This is a genomic window from Cellulosimicrobium composti, from assembly GCF_010287905.1.
In the GTDB taxonomy this organism is placed as follows: Bacteria; Actinomycetota; Actinomycetes; order Actinomycetales; family Cellulomonadaceae; genus Cellulosimicrobium; species Cellulosimicrobium composti.
This window is the reverse complement of sequence record NZ_JAAFAN010000033.1, coordinates 22848-47854: the sequence shown is the minus strand read 5'-3', so window position 1 is coordinate 47854 and position 25007 is coordinate 22848. Positions and strand designations below refer to the sequence as shown.

Here is a 25007-nt window from a genome sequence, read left to right as displayed (position 1 = left end):
CCGGGCGCGGGGGGGGCGGGGGGGGCGCGGGCGCCGGTGGGGGCGCGGCGCGCGGCGCGGCCGCGGCCCCCCCCCCCCCCCCCCCCCCCCCCACGCCGAGCCCCCCTTTGTTCCGCGCGCAGCCGCGGTCCGCCCGCCGTCGTCGTCGACGCGCCCGCGGCCGCCCGCGCGTCGACCCCTGAGGAGAAGCACGTGAGCGAGACCCCCGGAACGCCCGCCCCGAACCTGCGCAGCGGCCGCTACTACGGCGACCGTCCGAGCCGCCTGCAGTGGCGCACGCGGACCATCGACCCCGTCACCGCGCCCCGGCGGTCGGGGCAGCAGTCGCCGCACCCGACCTGGTACGTCGGCGACCGGCTGCTCATCCCGGACTCGCACTGCGGCGACCGTCGGCTCGCGAGGATCCGCGAGGCCGCGGCCCGGCTCGACCTCGACGTCGAGATCGAGCCGGAGAGCGAGCACGACGCGGCGCTCGTGCGCGAGGCCGGGCTCGACGAGGCGACCACGCGCGACCTGCTCCGGGTGTTCGGCGTCTCCCTGCGCCTCACGCCGCGCGAGGGCACGCCGCGCGCGCTGCCCGACGCGTGGGCCGTCGTCGAGGCCATCGGGGGCCGCGTCCAGGTCGACGACGCCGACGCCGCCCTGCGCATCGGCCTCGACCACATCGTCGTGCCGTCGACGTTCATCGGCGGTGCGCCGTACGCGCAGCCGGCGGCGTTCACGCACGCGCAGCCGTACGGCCAGCCGCACCCCTACGGCCAGCCGCACCCCTACGGCCAGCCGCACCCGTACGGTCAGCCGCACCCCTACGGCCAGCCGCACCCCTACGGCCAGCCGCACCCGTACGGCGGGATGGCGGAGTACGCGGCGGCGGGCAGCGGCGGGCGCACGCCCGTGAACTGGATCGGCGGCGCGCCGCGGCGCGACCTCGTGCCCGGCGAGGACCCCTGGACGTCGCAGGACGGCGTCCGCCGCCCCGTCGTCGCCGTGCTCGACTCGGGGGTCGGGGAGCACGAGTGGTTCGACGACGTCCCGGGGCGCGGCGTCGTCGTCGTGCGCGACCCGGACCTGCTCGGGGAGCCGCTCTCGGTCCTCCCGGAGCCGGAGTACGCGTACGAGGACCCGGAGATCGGCGGCGTCTCGGTCTCGCCGCTCACCGGCCCGCTGGACCCGGTCGCCGGCCACGGCACGTTCATCGCCGGCCTCGTGCACCAGAAGTGCCCGGACGCGGTGATCCTCGCCCCGCGCCTCTACGGGGGGTCGGGGGTCATCCCGGAGCGCGACATGCTGCGGTCGCTGCGCCGGCTCCTCCTGTGGCACGTCCTCGGCCTCGTGGGCCGGGAGGGCTACGCGCCCGTCGACGTGCTCGTGCTCTCGTTCGGCTACTACCACGAGCGCCCGGGCGACTCGGACTTCGACGCCCCGCTCGGCGCCGTCCTCGACGCGCTGCGCCGGTACGGCGTCGTGGTCGTCGTCTCGTCGGGCAACGACGGCCAGACCCGCCCGATGTTCCCCGCCGGCTTCGCCCCGCGCGTACGTCGTCACGACAACCGCGCGACGGCGATCGACCCCGCGGACGTGCCGCTCGCCAAGCCGCCGATCCTCGCGGTCGGCGCGCAGAACCCGGACGACACGACCTCGCTCTTCAGCAACGACGGGCCCTGGATCACGTGCGTGCGCCCGGGGGCGGCGGTGGTCTCCACGGCGCCGCGCACGATCGACGGCGCCGTCGCGCCGTCGCGGAGCGTCAAGGAGCTGTGGTCGAACGGCCGCCGCGCCACGATCGACCCCGAGGGGTTCCAGGGTGGGTTCGCCACGTGGAGCGGCACGTCGTTCGCCGCGCCCGTGCTCGGCGGGGAGATCGCCGCGCTACTGTTGGCGGATGCTGGGCAGGACCCCACGAGGAGCGACGGTGCGGTGGAGCCCGGCGCAGGCACGCCGCGACGGTGCGAGTGGCTGTGGGGTGCGATCACGCGGGCGACGGGCCTGGAACCCACCGTGCCGTAGCAGGGTGGCAGGAGACGGATGACGGGGCGGCCCGGGGCGGCGGAGCTCGTCGCGCGTGCGCAGGGGGCGTCGCAGCGTGGCCGGTACGTCGACGCGGTGCGCCACTACGAGCGTGCGCTCCGCCGGCTCGGGGAGGTCCCGGACGACGACGAGCGCCGCTACCTCCTCGTGCGCTGCCATGTCGGGGCGGCCGCGTGCGGCTTCGAGCTCGACGGCGACCTGCCGACGGCGCTCGCCCGCCTCGACGAGGCCCGACGGCTGATCGCGGACGGCGCGGCGGGTGCCGAGGAGCGGGCCCGGCTCGCCCTGCTCGTCGAGGGTCAGGAGGGGTTCCTCAGCTGGCGGCGCGGCGACCCCCGGACCGCCGACGAGCGGTTCTCCCTCGCGCTCGCGCACGCGCGCCGCGTCGGGGGACCGGACGTCGCGATCGTGCTGCTCAACCGGGGCTCCCTGCTGCTCGAGCTCGGCGACGTCGAGCGCGCGCGCGTCGACCTCTCCGAGGCGGTCGAGAAGGCCGAGGCGGCGGGCGACGTCCTGCTCGTCTCCAAGGCGCGGCACAACCTGGGCTACGTCGAGTACCTGCGCGGCGACCTGCCCACCGCGCTCGCCGCGATGGACGAGGCCGCCGCGCAGGCGCCGGACCGGCACGCCGCCGTCGGGCTCATCGACCGCGCCCAGGTGCTCCTCGACGCGGGGCTGCTCACCGAGGCCGACGACGCGCTGCGGGAGGCGCGCGAGCACCTCGCGCACCACCGGATGGTGCGCGACCTCGCGGAGGTCGAGCTCGTGCGGTCCCGCGTCGTCGTCGGCCTGCGCCGCTACGCCGACGCGCGGCGGCTCGCCCGGTCGGCGTCGCGTCGCTTCGAGCGCCTCGGCAACACCCCGTGGATGCTGCGCGCCCGGGTCGCGGAGCTGCAGGCCGCGCTCAGCGAGGACCGCGCGGACTCGGTCACCCCCGCGGTCGGGCGGCGGCACGCGGGCTGGGCGCTGGACGTGGCGCGCTCGGGCGCGGAGCTCGGGAGCGTCGCCGGGCTGGGCGTCGCGATCCCCGCCCGGCTGCTCGCCGCCGAGTGGCTCCTCACCGCGGGCGACCTCCCGGCCGCGCGCGAGGTGCTGCGCGCCGTGCCCGCGCGCCTCGACCGCGCGCCGCTGCCGGTCCGCCTCCAGCACACGGCCGTCGTGGCCCAGCTCGCGTTCGCCGCGGGCGACCGCCGCGGGGGCGTGCGCGCGGTGCGGCGGGGCCAGGCGACGCTCGCCGAGCACCGGGCCCGCCTGGGCTCGGTGGACGCCGTGACGGCGTCGGCGGTGCACGGGGTCCGGCTCGGGAACGTCGACGTCGAAGCCGCCCTGCGCACGCGCCGGCCGGGTGCGGTCTTCGACGCGGTCGAGCGGGGCCGTGCGGCCTTCGCCGGGTCGGGCCGCGTGCGTCCGCCGGCGGACCCGGTCCTCGCCGACCTCCTCCTCTCGGCCCGCCGCGAGGTCGAGGCGGCGCGCGCGCTCGGCGCGACGTCGGACGCGTCGTCGCTCGCGCGCCGCCAGGAGCACCAGCGCGCAGCCCGCCGGCTCCAGGAGGACGCGCGGCGACGGGCCTGGCGGCTCGGGGGCGGGGCGGAGACCCCCGTCGCGGCGACCGAGCGGCGGCTGCGCGCCGCGCTCGAGGCCCGCGCGTCCGACGCCGTCGTGGCCGACCTCGTCCTCGACGGCGACGACGTGCTCGCCGTGCGCGTCAGCGCGACCGGCTCGCGCCTGGTGCGCCTCGCGCCGCAGGCCGCGGTGGCCGAGCAGGTGCGCCGGGCGCGGGCCGACTTCGCGGTGCTGTCCAACGTCCTCATCCCCGTGCCCATGCGCGAGGCCGCCGTCGCGTCGATCGGGCGCACGCTGGCCGCGCTCGACGACGTGCTCGTCGCCCCGCTCGAGGCGGACGGGGACCTCCACGTCGCGGCGCGCGACCTCCTGCTCGCGGTCCCGTGGGCGTCGCTGCCGTCGCGCCGCGGCCGACGGACGTGGGCCAACTCGTGGGTGGACCTGCGCGTGGGGGAGTCCGGGCGGCGCGCGGACGACGCGCTCGTCGTCGCGGGACCGGGCCTGCGGTTCTCGAGCGCGGAGGCGAAGCTCGTCGCGTCCGTGTGGGACGGCTCCGACGCGCTGACGGGTGAGGACGCGACGTGCGCCGCGGTGCTCGACGGCCTGGGCACGGCCGGGGTCGTGCACCTCGCGGCCCACGGGACGCACGAGACCGACAACCCGCTGTTCTCCTCGCTGCGGCTCGCGGACGGCCCGCTCTTCGCCCACGAGCTGGACGGGACCGACCTGCGCGGCGTCGTCGTCGTGCTCTCGGCGTGCGAGGTCGGGCTCTCGACGCCCCGGATCGGCGGCGAGTCGCTGGGGCTGACGAGCGTCCTGCTGCGCCTCGGCGCGCGCGCGGTCGTCGCGAGCGTCGCGCCGCTGCGCGACGACGTGGCCGCGCGCGTGATGCCCGCGCTCCACGCCGAGCTGCGCGACGGGGCGATGCCCGGCACGGCGCTCGCCCGCGCGATCGCCGACGAGCCGGAGCCGGTCCCCCTCGTGTGCTTCGGCCCGTTGGTGCTCTGAGCCCGGGTGCAGGTGCAGGGCGGCCGCGGTTTGGAGCACGCGCCGTCGTCCCGTACGATGGGCGTGTACCCAAGACCGCCGGTCGTCCGACGCTGCCCGCAGACTCCGTCTGCAGGACGTGACGGACCGAAGTCCCACCCCGAGGTGGAGGCCAGCGCAGGTAGCGAATCGACGACGTCCGCCCGGCCCCGCCGCGCGTGCGACCGCGAGCCCCGCGCCTGCGCGGGGCTCTTTCTCGTTCCGGGACGGACGCCGGTGGTACCACCACCGGAAGGATTGCCATGGCGAGGCCGGACAAGGCAGCCGCAGTCGCCGAGATCTCGGAGAAGTTCCGCGACTCGAACGCTGCCGTGCTGACCGAGTACCGCGGGCTCACCGTCGCGCAGCTCAAGCAGCTGCGTCGGTCGCTCAGCGGCAACGCAACCTACGCCGTGGTGAAGAACACGCTGACCGCCATCGCGGCCAAGGAGGCCGGTGTCGAGGGACTCGACGCCGACCTGCAGGGCCCTTCGGCCATCGCCTTCGTCACCGGGGACCCGGTCGAGGCAGCCAAGGGTCTGCGTGACTTTGCCAAGGCGAACCCCGCGCTGGTCATCAAGGGCGGTGTCCTCGACGGGCGCCCCCTGACCGCCGCGGAGGTCACGAAGCTCGCGGACCTCGAGTCCCGCGAGGTCCTGCTGGCCAAGGCGGCCGGCGCGATGAAGGCCAAGCTCTTCCAGGCTGCCTACGTCTTCACCGCGAACACCGCCCAGGCCGCCCGCGTCATCGATGCCCTGCGTCAGAAGCAGGAATCGGAGGGCGCTGCCGCCTGATCCGGTCCCGGGGCTCGCCCCGGGAGCGCGATCCACGCAGCGCAAGCACACACCCCGCTTCTGGCAGGCCCGCACCGGGCCGCTGCCGAGCACCGACCGAAAGGAACGCCATCATGGCGAAGCTCAGCACCGACGAGCTCATCGAGCAGTTCAAGGGCCTCACCCTCATCGAGCTCAACGAGTTCGTGAAGGCCTTCGAGGAGACCTTCGAGGTCACCGCCGCCGCCCCCGCCGCCGTCGCGGTCGCCGCCCCCGCGGGTGGCGCCGGTGGTGACGCCCCGGCCGAGGAGGAGAAGGACGAGTTCGACGTCATCCTCGAGGCCGCCGGCGACAAGAAGATCCAGGTCATCAAGGAGGTGCGCGCGCTCACGTCCCTCGGCCTGAAGGAGGCGAAGGACCTCGTGGACGGTGCCCCGAAGCCGGTCCTGGAGGGCGCGAACAAGGAGACGGCCGAGAAGGCCAAGGCTGCCCTCGAGGGCGCCGGCGCCACGGTCACCCTCAAGTGATCGCCCGCCGGTCCTGAGCGGACCGGCCAGCACGCCGCACGAGGCCCGCACCCCGCCCGGGGTGCGGGCCTCGTCGTGCCTGCGGAGGTCGCGCGGCGCGCGCGTCGTCGCACCGGCTTCACGGAACGGCCACGAGTGTGCCACCATGTGCGGGTCGACGACGCAGGACAGCGAGGTCGACGCCAGCAGGTTCGCGGCCCGTCGTCGGGCCGCAGGCGGGCGACGAGGCCCGCGGAAGTACCGGCAGGGCCGTCCCGGCCCCGGGCCGGGTGGGGTGGCGCGCCCCCGGGGTTGTGTCGTGATGCGTGTCTGGGGTATGCTCACGCTTTGCGCTGTCCTGTGCCCCCGATCTCATATACCCCCGACCACCTCGTCGACGTACGTGCGCGTCCGCGAGGTGTCGTGGCGGCGGTGATCGTGTCCAGCCCGGCGGTGCAGCGTTCTTTCGATCTGCAGGGAAGGACCCCTCTTGGCTGCCTCGCGCACCCCTTCTGCTCCGTCCGCCGACGCCATCGCGAACCGCACCGCGTCGCGTCGCCTCTCCTTCGCCAAGATCTTCGAGCCCCTCGAGGTCCCCGACCTGCTGGGCCTCCAGACCGAGAGCTTCGACTGGCTGCTCGGCAACGAGGCGTGGCAGGCGCGCGTCGCCGCCGCGGCCGAGGCCGGCCGCCAGGACGTGCCCTCGACGTCGGGCCTTGAGGAGATCTTCGAGGAGATCTCCCCGATCGAGGACTTCGGGTCCTCGATGTCCCTGTCGTTCTCCAACCACCGGTTCGAGCCGCCGAAGTACACGGCCGACGAGTGCAAGGAGAAGGACTTCACGTACGCCGCGCCGCTCTTCGTCACCGCGGAGTTCGTCAACTACAACACCGGTGAGATCAAGAGCCAGACGGTCTTCATGGGCGACTTCCCGCTCATGACCGAGCGCGGCACGTTCATCATCAACGGCACCGAGCGCGTCGTCGTCTCGCAGCTCGTCCGCTCGCCGGGCGTCTACTTCGAGCGCGCGGCGGACAAGACGAGCGACAAGGACATCTTCTCCGCGAAGATCATCCCGTCGCGCGGCGCCTGGCTCGAGTTCGAGATCGACAAGCGCGACGCCGTCGGCGTGCGCGTCGACCGCAAGCGCAAGCAGTCGGTCACCGTGCTGCTCAAGGCGCTCGGCCTGTCCGAGTCGGAGATCCGCGAGGAGTTCGCGGACTTCCCGTCGGTGCTCGACACGCTCGAGAAGGACCACGTCCACACGCAGGACGAGGCGCTCGTCGACCTGTACCGCAAGATCCGCCCGGGCGAGCCGCCGACCGTCGAGGCCGGCCGCGCGCTGCTCGAGAACTTCTACTTCAACCCCAAGCGCTACGACCTCGCGAAGGTCGGCCGCTACAAGGCGAACAAGAAGCTCGGCATCGACGCGCCGCTCACGGACTCGACGCTGTCGGTCTCGGACGTCGTCGCGACGATCAAGTACCTCGCGGCCCTGCACGCCGACCACGCGTCCATCCCGGGCACGCGCAACGGCGAGGCCGTCGACGTCCGCGTCGAGACGGACGACATCGACCACTTCGGCAACCGCCGCATCCGCGCCGTCGGCGAGCTCATCCAGAACCAGGTCCGCACGGGCCTGTCCCGGATGGAGCGCGTCGTGCGCGAGCGCATGACGACGCAGGACGTCGAGGCGATCACGCCGCAGACGCTCATCAACATCCGCCCGGTCGTGGCGTCCATCCGCGAGTTCTTCGGCACGTCGCAGCTCTCGCAGTTCATGGACCAGAACAACCCGCTCGCGGGCCTGACGCACAAGCGTCGCCTCTCGGCCCTCGGCCCGGGTGGTCTGTCGCGCGACCGCGCCGGCATGGAGGTCCGTGACGTCCACCCGTCGCACTACGGCCGCATGTGCCCGATCGAGACCCCCGAGGGCCCGAACATCGGCCTCATCGGCTCGCTCGCGTCCTACGGGCGGATCAACCCGTTCGGGTTCATCGAGACGCCGTACCGCAAGGTCGAGGCGGGCAAGGTGACCGACGAGGTCGTCTACCTCACGGCCGACGACGAGGACCGCTACATCATCGCGCAGGCGAACACGCCGCTGACCGCGGACGGCCGGTTCTCCGAGCCGCGCGTCCTCGTGCGCACCAAGGGCGGCGAGACGTCCGACGTGCCGGGCGAGCAGGTCGACTACATGGACGTGTCCCCGCGCCAGATGGTGTCGGTCGCGACCGCGCTCATCCCGTTCCTCGAGCACGACGACGCCAACCGCGCCCTCATGGGTGCGAACATGCAGCGCCAGGCCGTGCCGCTGGTCCGCTCCGAGGCCCCGCTCGTCGGGACCGGCATGGAGTGGCGCGCGGCGGTCGACGCGGGCGACGTCGTCGTCGCGTCGAAGCCCGGTGTGGTCACCGAGGTCTCGGCCGACCTCGTGCTCGTCGCGAACGACGACGGCACGACTGGCAGCTACCGCATCGCGAAGTTCCGCCGCTCGAACCAGGGCACGAGCTACAACCAGCGCGTGCTCGTCGACGAGGGCCAGCGCGTCGAGCCCGGCTCCGTCCTCGCGGACGGCCCGGCGACCGACGAGGGCGAGCTCGCGCTCGGCCGCAACCTCCTCGTGGCGTTCATGTCGTGGGAGGGCCACAACTACGAGGACGCGATCATCCTCAGCCAGCGTCTCGTGCAGGACGACGTGCTCTCCTCGATCCACATCGAGGAGCACGAGGTCGACGCGCGCGACACCAAGCTCGGCCCGGAGGAGATCACGCGGGACATCCCGAACGTCTCCGAGGACGTCCTCGCGGACCTCGACGAGCGCGGCATCATCCGCATCGGTGCCGAGGTCGGCGCGGGCGACGTCCTGGTCGGCAAGGTCACCCCGAAGGGTGAGACCGAGCTGACCCCGGAGGAGCGCCTGCTCCGCGCGATCTTCGGCGAGAAGGCGCGCGAGGTGCGCGACACCTCGCTCAAGGTGCCGCACGGCGAGTCCGGCACGGTCATCGGCGTGCGCGAGTTCAACCGCGAGGACGGCGACGAGCTGCCCGCGGGCGTGAACCAGCTCGTGCGCGTCTACATCGCGCAGCGCCGCAAGATCACGGACGGCGACAAGCTCGCCGGCCGTCACGGCAACAAGGGCGTCATCTCGAAGATCCTGCCGGTCGAGGACATGCCGTTCCTCCCCGACGGGACGCCGGTCGACGTCGTCCTCAACCCGCTGGGCGTGCCCGGCCGCATGAACGTGGGCCAGGTCCTCGAGACGCACCTCGGGTGGGTCGCGAAGCAGGGCTGGGACATCTCGCTCGCCGAGGGCAAGGACCTCTCCTGGAAGGAGAACGTCCCGGAGATCGCGGCGACGTCCGAGCCGGGCCGCCCCGTCGCCACCCCGGTGTTCGACGGCGTCCACGAGGACGCGCTCCAGGGCCTGCTCTCGACGACGATCCCGAACCGCGACGGCGACCGCATGGTCGGCGCCGACGGCAAGGCGCGCCTGTTCGACGGCCGCTCCGGCGAGCCGTTCCCGGAGCCGGTGTCCGTGGGCTACATGTACATCCTCAAGCTCCACCACCTGGTCGACGACAAGATCCACGCGCGCTCGACCGGCCCGTACTCGATGATCACCCAGCAGCCGCTCGGTGGTAAGGCGCAGTTCGGCGGTCAGCGCTTCGGCGAGATGGAGGTGTGGGCCCTCGAGGCGTACGGCGCGGCCTACACGCTGCAGGAGCTCCTCACGATCAAGTCGGACGACGTGCCCGGCCGCGTGAAGGTGTACGAGGCGATCGTCAAGGGCGAGAACATCCCGGACTCGGGCATCCCGGAGTCCTTCAAGGTTCTCCTCAAGGAGATGCAGTCGCTGTGCCTGAACGTCGAGGTGCTCTCGAGCGACGGCGTGTCCATCGAGATGCGGGAGTCGGACGACGACGTGTACCGCGCAGCCGAAGAGCTCGGCATCGACCTGTCGCGCCGCCCCAACGCGGCGTCCAGCGTCGACGAGATCTGATCTCGGGCAGGCGGGAGCGGGTCACCCCGCTCCCGCCGACGACCCCCACACCAACCGTCTTTTTGGCGTCGGGTCCGGCCACGGCCGGTCCCGGCAGGCGAAGGAAGTAGGACAACTTGCTCGACGTCAACGTCTTCGACGAGCTGCGTATCGGCCTGGCCACGGCCGACGACATCCGTGCGTGGTCGCACGGTGAGGTGAAGAAGCCCGAGACCATCAACTACCGCACCCTCAAGCCCGAGAAGGACGGCCTCTTCTGCGAGAAGATCTTCGGCCCCACCCGGGACTGGGAGTGCTACTGCGGCAAGTACAAGCGCGTGCGCTTCAAGGGCATCATCTGCGAGCGCTGCGGCGTCGAGGTGACGCGCTCGAAGGTGCGCCGTGAGCGCATGGGCCACATCGAGCTCGCCGCGCCGGTCACGCACATCTGGTTCTTCAAGGGCGTGCCCTCGCGCCTCGGCTACCTGCTGGACCTCGCCCCGAAGGACCTGGAGAAGGTCATCTACTTCGCGGCGTACATGATCACCTCGGTCGACGAGGAGGGTCGCCAGGAGGACCTCCCCAACCTCCAGAACGAGATCGACCTGGAGAAGAAGGAGATCGCGGACGCCCGCGACAACGACATCAACGCCCGCGCCCAGAAGCTCGAGGCCGACCTGGCCGAGCTCGAGGCCGAGGGTGCCAAGGCCGACGCGCGCCGCAAGGTCCGCGACTCGGCCGAGCGCGAGATGGCGCAGATCCGCAAGCGCGCGGACGCCCAGCTCGACCGTCTCGAGCAGGTCTGGGACCGGTTCAAGAACCTCAAGGTCGCCGACCTCGAGGGCGACGAGATGCTCTACCGCGCCCTCCAGGACCGCTACGGCACGTACTTCGAGGGCTCGATGGGCGCGGCGGCGATCCAGAAGCGACTCCAGGACTTCGACCTGGAGGCCGAGGCCGAGGCCCTGCGCGAGACCATCCGCACGGGCAAGGGCCAGCGCAAGACGCGTGCCCTCAAGCGCCTCAAGGTCGTCAACGCGTTCCTCACGACGACCAACTCGCCCACGGGCATGGTGCTCGACGCCGTCCCGGTCATCCCGCCGGACCTGCGCCCGATGGTGCAGCTCGACGGTGGCCGCTTCGCGACGAGCGACCTCAACGACCTGTACCGCCGCGTGATCAACCGGAACAACCGCCTCAAGCGTCTCCTCGACCTGGGCGCCCCGGAGATCATCGTCAACAACGAGAAGCGGATGCTCCAGGAGGCCGTGGACTCGCTGTTCGACAACGGCCGCCGTGGCCGCCCGGTGACGGGCCCGGGCAACCGCCCGCTGAAGTCCATCTCGGACATGCTCAAGGGCAAGCAGGGTCGTTTCCGCCAGAACCTGCTCGGCAAGCGCGTCGACTACTCGGGCCGTTCGGTCATCGTCGTCGGCCCGCAGCTCAAGCTGCACCAGTGCGGCCTGCCGAAGCAGATGGCGCTCGAGCTGTTCAAGCCGTTCGTCATGAAGCGCCTCGTGGACCTCAACCACGCGCAGAACATCAAGAGCGCCAAGCGCATGGTCGAGCGTGCCCGCCCGGTCGTGTGGGACGTGCTCGAGGAGGTCATCACCGAGCACCCCGTGCTGCTCAACCGTGCGCCGACGCTGCACCGCCTGGGCATCCAGGCGTTCGAGCCGCAGCTCGTCGAGGGCAAGGCGATCCACCTGCACCCGCTCGTGTGCGCCGCGTTCAACGCGGACTTCGACGGCGACCAGATGGCCGTCCACCTGCCCCTGAGCGCCGAGGCGCAGGCCGAGGCCCGCATCCTCATGCTCTCGAGCAACAACATCCTCAAGCCGTCGGACGGTCGTCCGGTGACCATGCCCTCGCAGGACATGATCATCGGCCTGTACCACCTGACGAGCGACCGCGAGGGCGCCGAGGGCGAGGGCCGTGCGTTCGCGTCGGTCGCCGAGGCGATCATGGCGTTCGACCAGGGCACCCTGGACCTCAACGCCAAGGTCAAGATCCGCACGACGGACCTCGTCCCGCCGGTCTCCGGCTTCGAGGCTCCCGAGGGCTGGGAGGAGGGTCAGCCGATCCTCTTCGAGACCACGCTCGGTCGCGCGCTGTTCAACGAGACGCTGCCCGTCGACTACCCGTACGTGAACTCGGTGGTCGACAAGAAGCGCCTCTCGGCGATCGTCAACGAGCTCGCGGAGCGCTACCCGAAGGTCGAGGTCGCGGCGTCGCTCGACGCGCTGAAGGCCGCCGGCTTCCGCTGGGCGACCCGCTCGGGCGTCACGATCGCGATCTCCGACGTGGCCACCCCGGTGGCGAAGGCCGAGATCCTCGAGCAGCACGAGGAGCGCGCGCTCAAGGTCCAGCAGCAGTACGACCGCGGTCTGATCACGGACGACGAGCGCCGTCAGGAGCTCATCGAGATCTGGACCCAGGCGACGGACAAGGTCGCGTCGGTCATGCGCGAGAACCTCGAGGCGAACGACCGCAACACCGTGTACCGGATGGTCGGCTCGGGTGCCCGTGGTAACTGGATGCAGGTCCGTCAGATCGCGGGTATGCGCGGTCTCGTGGCGAACCCGAAGGGCGAGATCATCCCGCGCCCGATCAAGTCCAACTACCGCGAGGGCCTGTCCGTCCTCGAGTACTTCATCGCGACGCACGGCGCCCGCAAGGGTCTGGCGGACACCGCTCTGCGGACCGCCGACTCGGGCTACCTCACGCGTCGTCTCGTGGACGTGTCGCAGGACGTCATCGTCCGCGAGGAGGACTGCGGCACCGAGCGCGGCCTGACCCTGCCGATCGCGGAGGAGCTCGCGGGCATCCTCGTGCGCCACCCGAAGGTGGAGACGAGCGTCTACTCGCGCACCCTCGCGGCCGACCTGGTCGACCCCGACGGCAACGTCGTGGGCAAGGCGGGCGACGACGCGGGCGACGTCCTCATCGACGCCGCGGTGGCCGCGGGCGTGCGCGAGGCCAAGGTGCGCTCGGTCCTCACGTGCGAGTCGCGCGTCGGCACGTGCGCCAAGTGCTACGGGCGCTCGCTCGCGACGGGCAAGCTCGTCGACATCGGCGAGGCGGTCGGCATCATCGCCGCCCAGTCGATCGGCGAGCCGGGCACGCAGCTGACGATGCGTACCTTCCACACCGGTGGTGTGGCCTCCGCGGACGACATCACGCAGGGTCTGCCGCGTGTCACGGAGCTCTTCGAGGCCCGCACCCCCAAGGGTGAGGCGCCCATCGCGGAGTTCTCCGGCCGCATCACGATCGACGACACCGAGCGCTCGCGCCGTCTGGTCCTCACGCCGGACGACGGCTCGGAGGAGATCGCGTACCCCGTGACCAAGCGCGCCCGCCTGCTCGTGCAGGACGGCGACCACGTCACGGTCGGCACGCAGCTCGTCCAGGGTGCGGTGGACCCGAAGAAGGTCCTGCGCATCCTCGGCCCGCGCGCCACGCAGAAGCACCTGGTGGACGAGGTCCAGGAGGTCTACCGCTCGCAGGGCGTGGACATCCACGACAAGCACATCGAGGTCATCGTGCGCCAGATGCTGCGCCGCGTGACCGTGCTCGACTCGGGCGACTCGCACCTCCTGCCGGGCGAGCTCGCCGAGCGCGGCCGCTTCGAGGACGCGAACCGTCGTGCGGTGGCGGAGGGTGGCCAGCCGGCCTCCGGCCGTCCCGAGCTGATGGGCATCACGAAGGCGTCGCTCGCGACGGACTCGTGGCTGTCGGCCGCCTCCTTCCAGGAGACGACGCGCGTGCTCACCGAGGCGTCGATGAGCGGTCGTCGCGACCCGCTCCTCGGCCTCAAGGAGAACGTCATCATCGGTAAGCTCATCCCGGCCGGTACCGGTCTTCCCCGGTACACCAAGGTCCAGGTCGAGCCGACCGAGCAGGCCAAGACGGAGCTCTACCCGAGCTTCGGCTACGACGAGATCGACTTCCCGGCGCTCGGCATGGGCTCCGGCGAGGCGATCCCGCTCGAGGACCTGGACTTCGGCGACTACCGCTGAGAGATCACGCCCCGCGTGCTTGTGCCGCGGGTGGCGACCGGCTTGTCCAGAATGTGAACTCATCAGGGCGGGGTACGGTGCGCGGCTATCCTGGGCTCCGCGTCATCACAGGGGGTGGTGCATGACTGATGGGGGACAGCCATGCGGAAGTTCGTCACGGCGGCGTGCAGCGTCGCTCTGGCCGTGGGTATGGGACTCGGCACCGCTGGTCCGGCGGCTGCCGGGCTGGAATACCGAGACGGCGGCAAGTGGTACTGGCAGTACACGACGATGATCCTGGAGTCGAACTACTACCACGCCAGCAAGACTCACCGGTCGAGCGTGTCGACGCCGTACGAGACCGTGCGGAGCGCGTGGAAGGCCAAGGGCGTGTGGTCCTACGCCAACACCTATCCGAACCCGGGCGGGGGCAACTCCTGCAACTACGCGCTCGCGTAGGTCCCGTGGCTGCGGGCGGCTACGTCAGCCGCTCGCAGCAGCGGGTGCAGAGTCCTGACGTTCGGCTTCTTGGAGGGTGCATGCACAGGTACGCAGGTCGAGCCGTCGTGGTGACGGCGTCGCTGGTCATGATGAGCTTCCTCGGGGCCTGCGGGGCCGCCGAGGATGACATGGCAGCAGCGCCCTCTCCCACCGGACCCTCGGACAGTGCCGTGCCCGAGTTCACGGGTCCGTTCGCTGCTGAGTTCGAGCAGGCATACCGGGACACCGCATCGGACTTCGCTCGTGGAGTCCTCGCGGACTCCGTGATCACCGATGCCGAGCACGCGGAGATGGTCGAGCTCTTCACGACATGCCTCGCCGGGAAGGGCATCGCGTTCAAGGGGTACAACGCCGACGGAGGCTTTACGACGTCGTCCGCCCCGAACCCGGAGGAAACCGACGCTCTGATCGACGAGTGCTCGGCAACCAGCGGCGAGGACGCAGTCGGTTTCCTTCACGACATCATGCGGACCAATCCCGAGAACCGCGACTGGGCGACGATCGGGGCCGAGTGCCTGGTCGAGGCAGGCGTGGTACCTGCCGACTATGGCGCCGAGGACTACTCCCTGGACAACGAGGGCAGGTTCGTCGAGTTCGACACCCTTCCCACTGATCTCCAGGAGGCGCTGCGGTCGTGCTCCGCGGACCCGCTGGGGATCCTGGAACAGCAGCAGTAGCCGATGGCCTCGTGGACCAAGATCGGCCTCACCGCCGTGGGCGCCTGTCTGTGCGCCGCGCTCGGCGTGGTCGGAACCGTCGTGTACATGAGACCGGTGACGCCGTCGTCGCTCGCCACCCCTGAGCGCTCGCTGGCCTTTCCCGTGGGAGAGGCGGAGTTCGACGACCCACGACCGGTCGAGCTGAGGCTGTCGCGCGGCGACGACCTCGCTCTCACGGTGCCAGCCACCGGCAGGGTCACGACGTCCCGCTGCAAGGCCGGTGTGCCGATGGAGTCGGGGAGCTCCGTGCTGACGGTGGACGGCGTCCCGCTCGTCGGCCTGGCGACATCGGTGCCGTTGTGGCGCGACCTGTCCCTCGGGGACGAGGGGGAGGACGTCACCGCACTCCAGACGGAGCTGGCGCGCCTCGGTTACGAGGTCGATACGGAGGGGCCCTTGCGGAGGGCCGCGCTCCGGGCGTTGCGCGACCTCTACGAGCAGGCGGGCGAGAAGCCCGGTGCTCTCGATCGCGTGACGATCGACCGCATCGTGTGGCTCCCCGCGCCGTCGACGTCGGTCAACGAGTGCCTGGCGACGGTCGGGAGCACGGTTGCGGCGGGGGATCCGGTGGCCTCGGTCCCGGGTGCGCTCGAGAGCGTCACCGTCGCCGAGCCACCCGAGGGGCTGGTTCCTGGCGACCGCGTCCTGGTCGTCGACGGGACGAGCGTCCCCGTCGACGCAGCACTCGCGGTCTCCGACCCGGCGGCACTCGTGCAGCTCAGCCCGCTGCCGTCGCTCCAGCCGACCAGCACCGACGGCGACGCCGGCCGCGCCGGTGCGCCGACCGCCCAGCTCGTGCTCGCCGCGCCGCAGGCGGTGTCGGTCGTCCCGCCGTCCGCGCTGTTCGGCGCAGCGGATGGTCGTGGCTGCGTCCTGTCCGACGGCGTGGTGCGCGCGGTCGGCATCGTCGGGTCACAGCTGGGCCAGTCGTTCGTCGTCGTCGACGGGCCGGAGCCCCTCGCGACCGTCGACACGGACCCCGCACCGGGCACGCCGTGCATCTAGAGACGGACGATCTGGGTCATCGGTTCCCTGGCCGCCCGTGGTTGTTCCGGCACCTGGACGCTCGCCTCGAGCCCGGGCGCGTCTACGCGCTGACCGGTCCCTCCGGGTCGGGGAAGAGCACGCTCCTGAGCCTGCTCGCCGGATGGTCCGAACCGACGGAGGGTTCGATCCGTCGTGCGGGGATCGGCCACGTCGGCTGGGTCTTCCAGAACCCGCACGGCACCCCGCGTCGGACGGCCCTCGACCATGTCACGCTCCCCCTTCTGGCCACGGGGCTCGGCCCACGCACCGCCGAGCGCGAGGCGACCGAGATCCTGGAACGGTTCGCGCTGTCGTCCGTCGCGGCCCAGGAGTTCCGGCGGCTGTCCGGCGGCGAGGCGCAGCGGTTGATGCTCGCGCGCGCCATCGCCGGCCGGCCGGGGTTGCTCCTCGTCGACGAGCCGACCGCGCAGCTCGACCTCCCGACGGCGCGGCGTGTCAACGACGCGATCGCACGGCTGGCGACCGACGCGACGATCGTGGTCGTCGCCACGCACGACGAGCACACCCGCGACGCGTGCACCGACCACGTCGACCTCGCGAGGTTCGAGGCCCGGGACGGAGCCACGACGTGAGGCTCCGGTCGATCCTGCGCGAGGTCGGGCGCAACGTCCTCACCGGGACCACCCGGAGCGTGCTGCTCACGTCGGTGCTCGGGGCGGTCTGCCTGGTGCTGCTCGGCGCCGACCTCCTCGCCGTCCGCAGCATCGAGAACGCAGCGACGGCCTTCCGGGAGGCAGGAGGGTCTACGATGACGATCGTCGCGAGCGGGCGGGTCGACGGCGCGCGCTGCGAGGCGCTCGGGCAGATCTCCGGCGTACGAGCAGCAGGGGCCCTGGCGCTCCCGCAGGAGAAGGTGACGGCGTCGAGCCTCCCCGGGGCTCCGCTCCCGGCGGGGTACGCGACGGACGGTTTTCTCTCCGTGGTCCACGCCGACGTCGACCGGGGAGGCGGGGTGGTGCTGTCGGAAGACGCAGCCCGCACCCTGGGGAGGGTCCGGGCAGATGTGCTGGAGACGACGGACGGTCCGACCCGGGTGGCGGGTACCTTTCCCTATCCGGTGGACGGCCGACGGTCGGGGCTCGGGTACCTGGCGTTGCTCCCCGGCGGAGACCGGGCCGTGTTCGACGAGTGCTGGGTGGAGGCCTGGCCGCAGGACGAGCGACTCCGGACGCTCCTGTTCACGACGTTGTTGCCGCCGGCCGACGAGAGCACGGACGACCCGGTCGTCGGCCAGCTCAACGCCTCGCTCGGCGCCGCGTTCGACGGGCACGCCCGGTTCGCGGACCGGATCACACGGTTCGGCGGCGTCGTCGCCGGGGTCTTCGCGCTCCTGCTCGGGATCGTCGCGGTCCGCGCCCGTCGGGTCGAGCTCGCGGCGGCCCTGCACGACAGGGTGCGGGCGGCCGACCTGTGGTCGATGTCGCTCCTCGAGGCGACGGCCTGGGTCGTACCACCCCTCGCGGTGTGCATGGCGACGTCGATGCTCGTGCTCGGAGCTCGGGGCGACCTTCTCCTCGCTGCCGTCCTCGGCGCGCGCGTCGCGATCCCGGCGGGGCTCGGCGCCCTGCTCGGTACCATGTTCGGGCTGGCGCTGACCCGCGAGCGTCATCTCTTCCTCTACGCCAAGGACCGGTGAGACGCGCGGCTCGTCGCGTCCTGATCGCCGACCGCGCGTCTGCCTGCCCGCTGTGGTAGCCTGGTGAACCGTGCCCGCGCCGTCGGGCCCTCCGTGATGTCCCTGGCGGGGCGGTGTCAGCGAGTGATCGCTCCCACCTCCGCGTGGCGGTCTCCGGACGGGCCGATGTGAGTGCCCGGGCATTCCGGATCCCGGTCCAGACGGCGCCTCGCGCCCGCGGCCGGGCGACGGACCATCGAGCCGGTGGTAGGTGGCTGCTGCAGCGTGTCTCGCGCTGCGGGTGCCTCGTGCGATCGGCTCCAGCAGCCAGCACGACCACCATCGGGGATAGCCCCGGTAGCTCGAGAAGACACGGAGACGTAGTGCCTACGATCCAGCAGCTCGTCCGCAAGGGGCGGACCTCGAAGGTGGGGAAGTCCAAGACTCCCGCCCTCAAGGGCTCCCCGCAGCGGCGCGGTGTGTGCACGCGCGTGTACACCACCACCCCGAAGAAGCCGAACTCCGCGCTGCGCAAGGTCGCTCGCGTGAAGCTCTCCTCCCAGGTCGAGGTCACGGCCTACATCCCCGGCGTCGGCCACAACCTCCAGGAGCACTCCATCGTGCTCGTGCGCGGCGGTCGTGTGAAGGACCTCCCGGGTGTGCGCTACAAGATCGTGCGCGGCGCGCTCGACACGCAGGGCGTGAAGAACCGCAAGCAGGCCCGCAGCCGCTACGGCGCCAAGAAGGAGAAGAGCTGATGCCTCGCAAGGGCCCGGCCCCGAAGCGGCCGCTCATCGTCGACCCCGTCTACGGGTCGCCCGTCGTCACGCAGCTCATCAACAAGGTGCTGCTCGACGGCAAGAAGTCCACCGCCGAGTCGATCGTCTACGGCGCCCTCGAGGGCGTCCGTGCGAAGACCGACGGCGACCCGGTCGTCGTCCTCAAGCGCGCGCTCGAGAACGTGCGCCCCGCGCTCGAGGTCCGCTCGCGCCGCGTCGGCGGTGCGACCTACCAGGTCCCCGTCGAGGTGCGTCCCGCACGTGCCACGACCCTCGCGCTGCGCTGGCTCACGGACTACTCGCGCGCCCGTCGCGAGAAGACGATGACCGAGCGCCTCATGAACGAGATCCTCGACGCCAGCAACGGCCTCGGTGCCGCGGTGAAGCGTCGCGAGGACATGCACAAGATGGCGGAGTCCAACAAGGCCTTCGCCCACTACCGCTGGTAGTCCGCCCGACCGGCCTCGGGGACCTCCTGGTCCCCGGGGCCGTCGGCGGGTCTCCGGCCGGCCACCCCGGTCCGAGCAGCGCCCCCGACTCAACCCACCTAGCGAGGGAAACAGACCGTGGCACTTGACGTGCTGACCGACCTGAACAAGGTCCGCAACATCGGCATCATGGCCCACATCGATGCCGGGAAGACCACGACCACCGAGCGCATCCTGTTCTACACGGGTGTGAACTACAAGATCGGTGAGACGCACGACGGCGCGTCGACGATGGACTGGATGGAGCAGGAGCAGGAGCGCGGCATCACGATCACGTCGGCCGCGACGACCTGCTACTGGAAGAACAACCAGATCAACATCATCGACACGCCCGGCCACGTCGACTTCACGGTCGAGGTCGAGCGCTCCCTGCGCGTGCTCGACGGCGCCGTCGCCGTCTTCGACGGCAAGGAGGGCGTGGAGCCGCAGTCGGAGACGGTGTGGCGCCAGGCGGACAAGTACAACGTCCCGCGCATCTGCTTCGTCAACAAGATGGACAAGCTCGGCGCGGACTTCTACTTCACCGTCGACACCATCATCAACCGCCTCAAGGCGAAGCCGCTGGTGATCCAGCTGCCGATCGGTGCCGAGAACGACTTCATCGGCGTCGTCGACCTCATCGAGCAGAAGGCTCTGGTGTGGCACGGCGAGACCAAGCTCGGCGAGGCGTACGACACCGAGGAGATCCCGGCCGACCTCGTCGAGAAGGCCGAGCAGTACCGCAACGAGCTCATCGAGGCCGTCGCGGAGGCTGACGAGGAGCTGCTCGAGAAGTACCTCGGCGGCGAGGAGCTCACGGTCGCGGAGATCAAGTCCGGGATCCGCAAGCTCGTCATCGCGGGCGAGGCGTTCCCCGTGCTGTGCGGCTCCGCGTTCAAGAACAAGGGCGTCCAGCCCATGCTCGACGCGGTCATCGACTACCTGCCGTCGCCGCTCGACGTGCCGGCCATCGAGGGCCACGACCCGAAGGACGAGGAGAAGACGGTCGAGCGTCACCCCGACGCCACCGAGCCGTTCTCCGCGCTCGCCTTCAAGGTCGCCGCACACCCGTTCTTCGGCAAGCTCACCTACGTCCGCGTGTACTCCGGCCGTGTCGAGCAGGGCGCCCAGGTGCTCAACTCGACCAAGGGCAAGAAGGAGCGCATCGGGAAGCTCTTCCAGATGCACTCCAACAAGGAGAACCCGGTCCAGGAGGCGTCGGCCGGTCACATCTACGCGTTCATCGGGCTCAAGGACGTCACCACGGGTGACACCCTGACCGCGATCGACGCGCCGGTGATCCTCGAGTCGATGACCTTCCCGGAGCCCGTCATCGACGTGGCGATCGAGCCGAAGACGAAGGCCGACCAGGAGAAGCTCTCGACGGCGATCCAGAAGCTCGCCGAGGAGGACCCGACCTTCCGCGTCAAGCTGGACGAGGAGACCGGCCAGACCGTCATCGGCGGCATGGGCGAGCTCCACCTCGACATCCTCGTCGACCGCATGCGTCGCGAGTTCAAGGTCGAGGCGAACGTCGGCAAGCCGCAGGTCGCGTACCGCGAGACGATCCGCCGCAAGGCCGAGAAGATCGAGTACACGCACAAGAAGCAGACCGGTGGCTCCGGGCAGTTCGCGAAGGTCCAGGTGACCTTCGAGCCGCTCGACACGGCCGAGGGCGAGCTCTACGAGTTCGACAACGCCGTGACCGGTGGTCGCATCCCGCGCGAGTACATCCCCAGCGTCGACGCCGGTATCCAGTCCGCGATGGAGCTCGGCGTGCTCGCCGGCTTCCCGCTGGTCGGGGTCAAGGCGACCCTGCTCGACGGCGCCTACCACGAGGTCGACTCCTCGGAGATGGCGTTCAAGATCGCCGGCTCGATGGTCCTCAAGGAGGGCGTCAAGCGGGCGGACCCGGTTCTGCTGGAGCCGGTGATGGCGGTCGAGGTGCGTACGCCCGAGGAGTACATGGGCGACGTCATCGGTGACCTGAACTCACGTCGTGGAATGATCCAGTCCATGGAGGACGCGACGGGTGTGAAGGTCGTCCGGGCCCACGTACCGTTGTCAGAGATGTTCGGGTACATCGGTGACCTCCGGTCCAAGACCCAGGGTCGCGCCGTGTACTCGATGCAGTTCGACAGCTACGCCGAGGTTCCTCGGAACGTTGCCGAAGAGATCATCAAGAAGACCCGGGGCGAGTGAGTCCCCACAGGTCGAAGACCCGCACAACCATCAACCTGTAGGAAACCGCAACGCCCCGCGGATGTAGGATCTCTCGGTCGACATTCGCAACGTTCGGCACATCTACCCAAGTCCCAGGAGGACCCCAGTGGCTAAGGCCAAGTTCGAGCGGACCAAGCCGCACGTCAACATCGGCACCATCGGTCACGTCGACCACGGTAAGACGACGCTGACGGCGGCGATCTCGAAGACGCTCGCGGACACGTACCCGGACCTGCCGGCGAACGTCCAGCGCAACTTCGACGAGATCGACGCGGCTCCCGAGGAGAAGCAGCGCGGTATCACGATCAACATCGCGCACATCGAGTACGAGACGCCGAAGCGCCACTACGCGCACGTCGACGCCCCGGGTCACGCCGACTACATCAAGAACATGATCACCGGTGCCGCCCAGATGGACGGCGCGATCCTGGTGGTCGCCGCGACCGACGGTCCGATGGCCCAGACGCGCGAGCACGTCCTGCTCGCCCGTCAGGTCGGCGTGCCGTACCTGCTCGTCGCGCTGAACAAGTCCGACATGGTCGACGACGAGGAGATCCTCGAGCTCGTCGAGATGGAGGTGCGCGAGCTCCTCTCCTCGCAGGAGTTCGACGGCGACAACGCGCCGGTCGTGCGCGTGTCGGGTCTCAAGGCGCTCGAGGGCGACCCCGAGTGGACCGCGAAGATCATCGAGCTCATGGAGGCCGTGGACGAGAACGTCCCGGAGCCCGTCCGCGAGCTGGACAAGCCGTTCCTCATGCCTGTCGAGGACGTCTTCACGATCACCGGTCGTGGCACCGTCGTCACCGGCAAGGTGGAGCGTGGCACGCTCGACCTCAACTCGGACGTCGAGATCGTCGGCATCCGCGCGCCCCAGAAGACCACGGTCACGGGCATCGAGACGTTCCACAAGCAGATGGACCAGGCTCAGGCCGGCGACAACACCGGTCTGCTCCTGCGCGGCATCAAGCGTGAGGACGTCGAGCGCGGCCAGGTCGTCGTGAAGCCGGGTTCGATCACCCCGCACACGCAGTTCGAGGCGCAGGTCTACATCCTGGGCAAGGACGAGGGCGGCCGTCACAACCCGTTCTACTCGAACTACCGTCCGCAGTTCTACTTCCGCACGACGGACGTCACCGGCGTCATCACGCTGCCCGAGGGCACCGAGATGGTCATGCCCGGCGACAACACCGAGATGACGGTCGAGCTCATCCAGCCGATCGCCATGGAGGAGGGCCTCGGCTTCGCCATCCGTGAGGGTGGCCGCACCGTGGGCTCGGGCCGCGTCACCAAGATCCTCAAGTGATCTGACGCTGCTCTCGCAGCACTCGTCGAAGGCCCGGTCCCGTCCGCGGGGCCGGGCCTTCGGCCTGCGGTCACCGTCACAGCCGCCCGTCCCGGTCTCGACTTGGACGGGGCGGGGTTCGTGTGGCAGACTGTTCAGGTTGCCTGTTACGGGTGCGCTCTTTCACGTGTCGAACAGTGTGTTGAACCGGTCCTCCTCCGCGAGGACCAGGACCCCGGGATCCGCTCCCGGGTCTGCGGGTTGAGCTCTCTGTCGTCATGGATCGAGTACCCCGCGGAACACACAGTTCCGACAGGCTCGCACAAACGTTGTGGTCCGGTCGCCGGCCCGTGCGTCAGCACGGGGCGGGCGGAGGATCACATATCCAACGGCCCTGCGCCTCACGGCGTGTGCGCCCAGGTGCGTCGCGACTACGCGACACGCCCGAGCGCGGGGGTCGGACAGCTAGCGGTTCGAGAGAGAGAGTCAGACGACGCCATGGCGGGACAGAAGATCCGCATCCGGCTCAAGTCCTACGACCACGAGGTCATCGACAGCTCGGCGCGCAAGATCGTCGACACGGTGACGCGCGCTGGTGCAACGGTCGTGGGTCCGGTGCCGCTGCCGACGGAGAAGAACGTCTTCTGCGTCATCCGGTCGCCTCACAAGTACAAGGACAGCCGCGAGCACTTCGAGATGCGCACGCACAAGCGGCTGATCGACATCATCGATCCCACGCCGAAGGCCGTCGACTCGCTCATGCGTCTCGACCTGCCTGCCGACGTGAACATCGAGATCAAGCTCTGAGGCTGGAGGACATCATGACTACCCCCCAGCAGAACGCGCGTCCGGTCACCGCGGTGCTCGGCACGAAGCTCGGGATGACGCAGCTCTGGGACGAGGCCGGTCGCCTCGTGCCCGTGACGGTCGTCGCCGTCGGCACGAACGTCGTGACGCAGGTGCGCACGGCGGACGCCGACGGGTACGCGGCAGTGCAGCTCGCCTACGGCCAGATCGACCCGCGCAAGGTCACCAAGCCGCTGAAGGGCCACTTCGAGAAGGCCGGCGTCACGCCGCGCCGCCACGTCGCCGAGGTCCGCACCTCCGACGCCGCCGAGTACGCGCTCGGCCAGGAGATCACCGCGGAGGCCTTCGAGGCCGGCGCCGTGGTCGACGTCGTGGGCACGACCAAGGGCAAGGGCACCGCCGGTGTCATGAAGCGTCACGGCTTCTCCGGCGTCGGCGCCTCGCATGGTGCGCACCGCAACCACCGCAAGCCGGGCTCGATCGGTGGGGCCTCGACCCCGTCGCGCGTGTTCAAGGGCCTGCGCATGGCCGGTCGCATGGGCAACGCCCGCCAGACCACCCAGAACCTGACCGTCCACGCGGTCGACGCCGAGAAGGGTCTGCTGCTCGTCAAGGGCGCGGTTCCCGGCCCCAAGGGCGGCGTCGTCCTCGTGCGCAGCGCCGCGAAGGGAGCGTGAGCACCATGACCGCTCTGACCGTTGACGTGCTGGACCCCAAGGGCAAGAAGGCCGGCACCGCCGAGCTCCCCGCCGAGGTGTTCGACGTCGAGCTCAACGTCCCGCTGATCCACCAGGTCGTCGTCGCCCAGCGTGCTGCCGCGCGCCAGGGCACCCACGACACCAAGACCCGCGGCGAGGTCCGCGGTGGTGGTCGCAAGCCGTACAAGCAGAAGGGCACCGGCCGCGCCCGCCAGGGTTCGACCCGTGCGCCGCAGTTCGCCGGCGGTGGCACCGTCCACGGCCCGACGCCGCGCTCGTACGACCAGCGGACGCCCAAGAAGATGAAGGCCGCCGCGCTCCGCGGTGCCCTCTCGGACCGCGCCCGCAACGGCCGCGTCCACGTCGTGACCGGCTTCGGCGTCGACGGCCTGCCGTCGACCAAGACCGCCCTTGCGACGCTCGCCAAGCTCTCCGAGCGCAAGCACGTCCTCGTCGTCACCGAGCGTGGTGACGAGCTGACGATCAAGTCGCTGCGGAACGTCGAGCAGGTCCACCTCCTGGTGGCCGACCAGCTCAACACCTACGACGTGCTCGTCTCCGACGACGTCGTCTTCACGCAGGGCGCGCTCGACGCGTTCCTGGCGGGCCCGGCCACGGGTCGCTCCGCGAAGGCCGTCGCCACCTCGACCGAGGCGGACGAGACTGCTGCCGAGGAGGCCTCGAAGTGACCACCGTGACCAAGGACCCCCGTGACGTGATCCTCGCGCCGGTCGTCTCCGAGAAGAGCTACGGCCTGCTCGACGAGGGCAAGTACACGTTCGTCGTCGACCCGCAGGCCAACAAGACCGAGATCAAGATCGCCGTCGAGCAGATCTTCTCGGTCAAGGTCGCCTCGGTGAACACGATCAACCGCAAGGGCAAGACGCGTCGCACGCGTTTCGGCCTGGGCAAGCGCAAGGACACCAAGCGTGCGATCGTCACCCTCCGCGAGGGCACGATCGACATCTTCGGCTGAGCCGACGAGAGCAGATT

At 70.7% G+C, this 25007-nt stretch carries 19 protein-coding genes; all 19 read left to right on the top strand.

What is annotated here, in order from left to right:
• Positions 1 to 192: 192 nt before the first annotated feature.
• The 19 genes from GYH36_RS20330 to rplW all read left to right on the top strand — a co-directional run bounded on the left by GYH36_RS20330 (position 193) and on the right by rplW (position 24990).
• Positions 193 to 2007, top strand: coding sequence for a S8/S53 family peptidase (locus GYH36_RS20330; RefSeq protein WP_115942060.1), 1815 nt, complete (start codon positions 193 to 195; stop codon positions 2005 to 2007).
• A gap of 18 nt (positions 2008 to 2025) precedes the next feature.
• Positions 2026 to 4599 (top strand): CHAT domain-containing protein, encoded by a 2574-nt coding sequence (locus GYH36_RS11090; RefSeq protein ID WP_162289865.1) that lies wholly within the window; start codon positions 2026 to 2028, stop codon positions 4597 to 4599.
• Between the two features lie 281 nt (positions 4600 to 4880).
• The gene (gene rplJ / locus GYH36_RS11085) at positions 4881 to 5411 is read left to right on the top strand and encodes a 50S ribosomal protein L10 (protein WP_024840304.1); all 531 of its coding nucleotides are present in this window, start codon (positions 4881 to 4883) and stop codon (positions 5409 to 5411) included.
• A gap of 113 nt (positions 5412 to 5524) precedes the next feature.
• Positions 5525 to 5917, top strand: coding sequence for a 50S ribosomal protein L7/L12 (rplL, locus tag GYH36_RS11080; protein WP_024840305.1), 393 nt, complete (start codon positions 5525 to 5527; stop codon positions 5915 to 5917).
• Positions 5918 to 6386: 469 nt separating this feature from the next.
• Complete coding sequence (rpoB, locus tag GYH36_RS11075) at positions 6387 to 9899, top strand: DNA-directed RNA polymerase subunit beta (RefSeq protein ID WP_024840306.1); 3513 nt, start codon at positions 6387 to 6389, stop codon at positions 9897 to 9899.
• Positions 9900 to 10015: 116 nt separating this feature from the next.
• Positions 10016 to 13897, top strand: coding sequence for a DNA-directed RNA polymerase subunit beta' (locus tag GYH36_RS11070; protein ID WP_115942062.1), 3882 nt, complete (start codon positions 10016 to 10018; stop codon positions 13895 to 13897).
• Positions 13898 to 14086: 189 nt separating this feature from the next.
• Entirely contained in the window at positions 14087 to 14335 is a 249-nt protein-coding gene (locus GYH36_RS11065; RefSeq protein ID WP_246209349.1) for a lactococcin 972 family bacteriocin, read from the top strand.
• Positions 14336 to 14415: 80 nt separating this feature from the next.
• A complete protein-coding gene (locus tag GYH36_RS11060) occupies positions 14416 to 15054 on the top strand; it encodes a hypothetical protein (RefSeq protein ID WP_151192064.1) in 639 nt (212 codons plus the stop codon).
• A 3-nt stretch (positions 15055 to 15057) separates the two neighbouring features.
• A complete protein-coding gene (locus GYH36_RS11055; RefSeq protein WP_115942064.1) occupies positions 15058 to 16101 on the top strand; it encodes a peptidoglycan-binding domain-containing protein in 1044 nt (347 codons plus the stop codon).
• A gap of 41 nt (positions 16102 to 16142) precedes the next feature.
• Positions 16143 to 16715, top strand: coding sequence for an ATP-binding cassette domain-containing protein (locus GYH36_RS11050; protein WP_246209347.1), 573 nt, complete (start codon positions 16143 to 16145; stop codon positions 16713 to 16715).
• Positions 16712 to 17779 carry a hypothetical protein gene (locus GYH36_RS11045; protein WP_115942066.1) on the top strand — a complete coding sequence of 356 codons (1068 nt, stop codon included), beginning with the start codon at positions 16712 to 16714 and terminating at the stop codon, positions 17777 to 17779. The genes GYH36_RS11050 and GYH36_RS11045 overlap by 4 nt, the downstream gene beginning before the upstream one ends.
• 362 nt (positions 17780 to 18141) lie before the next feature.
• Positions 18142 to 18516 carry a 30S ribosomal protein S12 gene (rpsL, locus tag GYH36_RS11040; RefSeq protein ID WP_021479869.1) on the top strand — a complete coding sequence of 125 codons (375 nt, stop codon included), beginning with the start codon at positions 18142 to 18144 and terminating at the stop codon, positions 18514 to 18516.
• Positions 18516 to 18986, top strand: a complete 471-nt coding sequence (gene rpsG, locus GYH36_RS11035) for a 30S ribosomal protein S7 (RefSeq protein ID WP_021479870.1) — start codon at positions 18516 to 18518, stop codon at positions 18984 to 18986. The genes rpsL and rpsG overlap by 1 nt, the downstream gene beginning before the upstream one ends.
• A gap of 117 nt (positions 18987 to 19103) precedes the next feature.
• On the top strand, positions 19104 to 21206 hold the full coding sequence (fusA, locus tag GYH36_RS11030) for an elongation factor G (RefSeq protein WP_115942067.1): 2103 nt from the start codon (positions 19104 to 19106) through the stop codon (positions 21204 to 21206).
• A 127-nt stretch (positions 21207 to 21333) separates the two neighbouring features.
• Positions 21334 to 22530, top strand: coding sequence for an elongation factor Tu (gene tuf / locus GYH36_RS11025; RefSeq protein WP_024840309.1), 1197 nt, complete (start codon positions 21334 to 21336; stop codon positions 22528 to 22530).
• 477 nt (positions 22531 to 23007) lie between these two features.
• Complete coding sequence (gene rpsJ / locus GYH36_RS11020; protein WP_012867945.1) at positions 23008 to 23316, top strand: 30S ribosomal protein S10; 309 nt, start codon at positions 23008 to 23010, stop codon at positions 23314 to 23316.
• A gap of 14 nt (positions 23317 to 23330) precedes the next feature.
• Complete coding sequence (rplC, locus tag GYH36_RS11015) at positions 23331 to 23993, top strand: 50S ribosomal protein L3 (RefSeq protein ID WP_024840310.1); 663 nt, start codon at positions 23331 to 23333, stop codon at positions 23991 to 23993.
• Positions 23994 to 23998: 5 nt separating this feature from the next.
• The gene (gene rplD, locus GYH36_RS11010; protein WP_162289862.1) at positions 23999 to 24703 is read left to right on the top strand and encodes a 50S ribosomal protein L4; all 705 of its coding nucleotides are present in this window, start codon (positions 23999 to 24001) and stop codon (positions 24701 to 24703) included.
• Positions 24700 to 24990: a 50S ribosomal protein L23 gene (gene rplW, locus GYH36_RS11005; RefSeq protein ID WP_034604100.1), complete on the top strand. Its 291-nt coding sequence runs from the start codon at positions 24700 to 24702 to the stop codon at positions 24988 to 24990. The genes rplD and rplW overlap by 4 nt, the downstream gene beginning before the upstream one ends.
• The last annotated feature ends 17 nt before the right edge of the window (positions 24991 to 25007 follow it).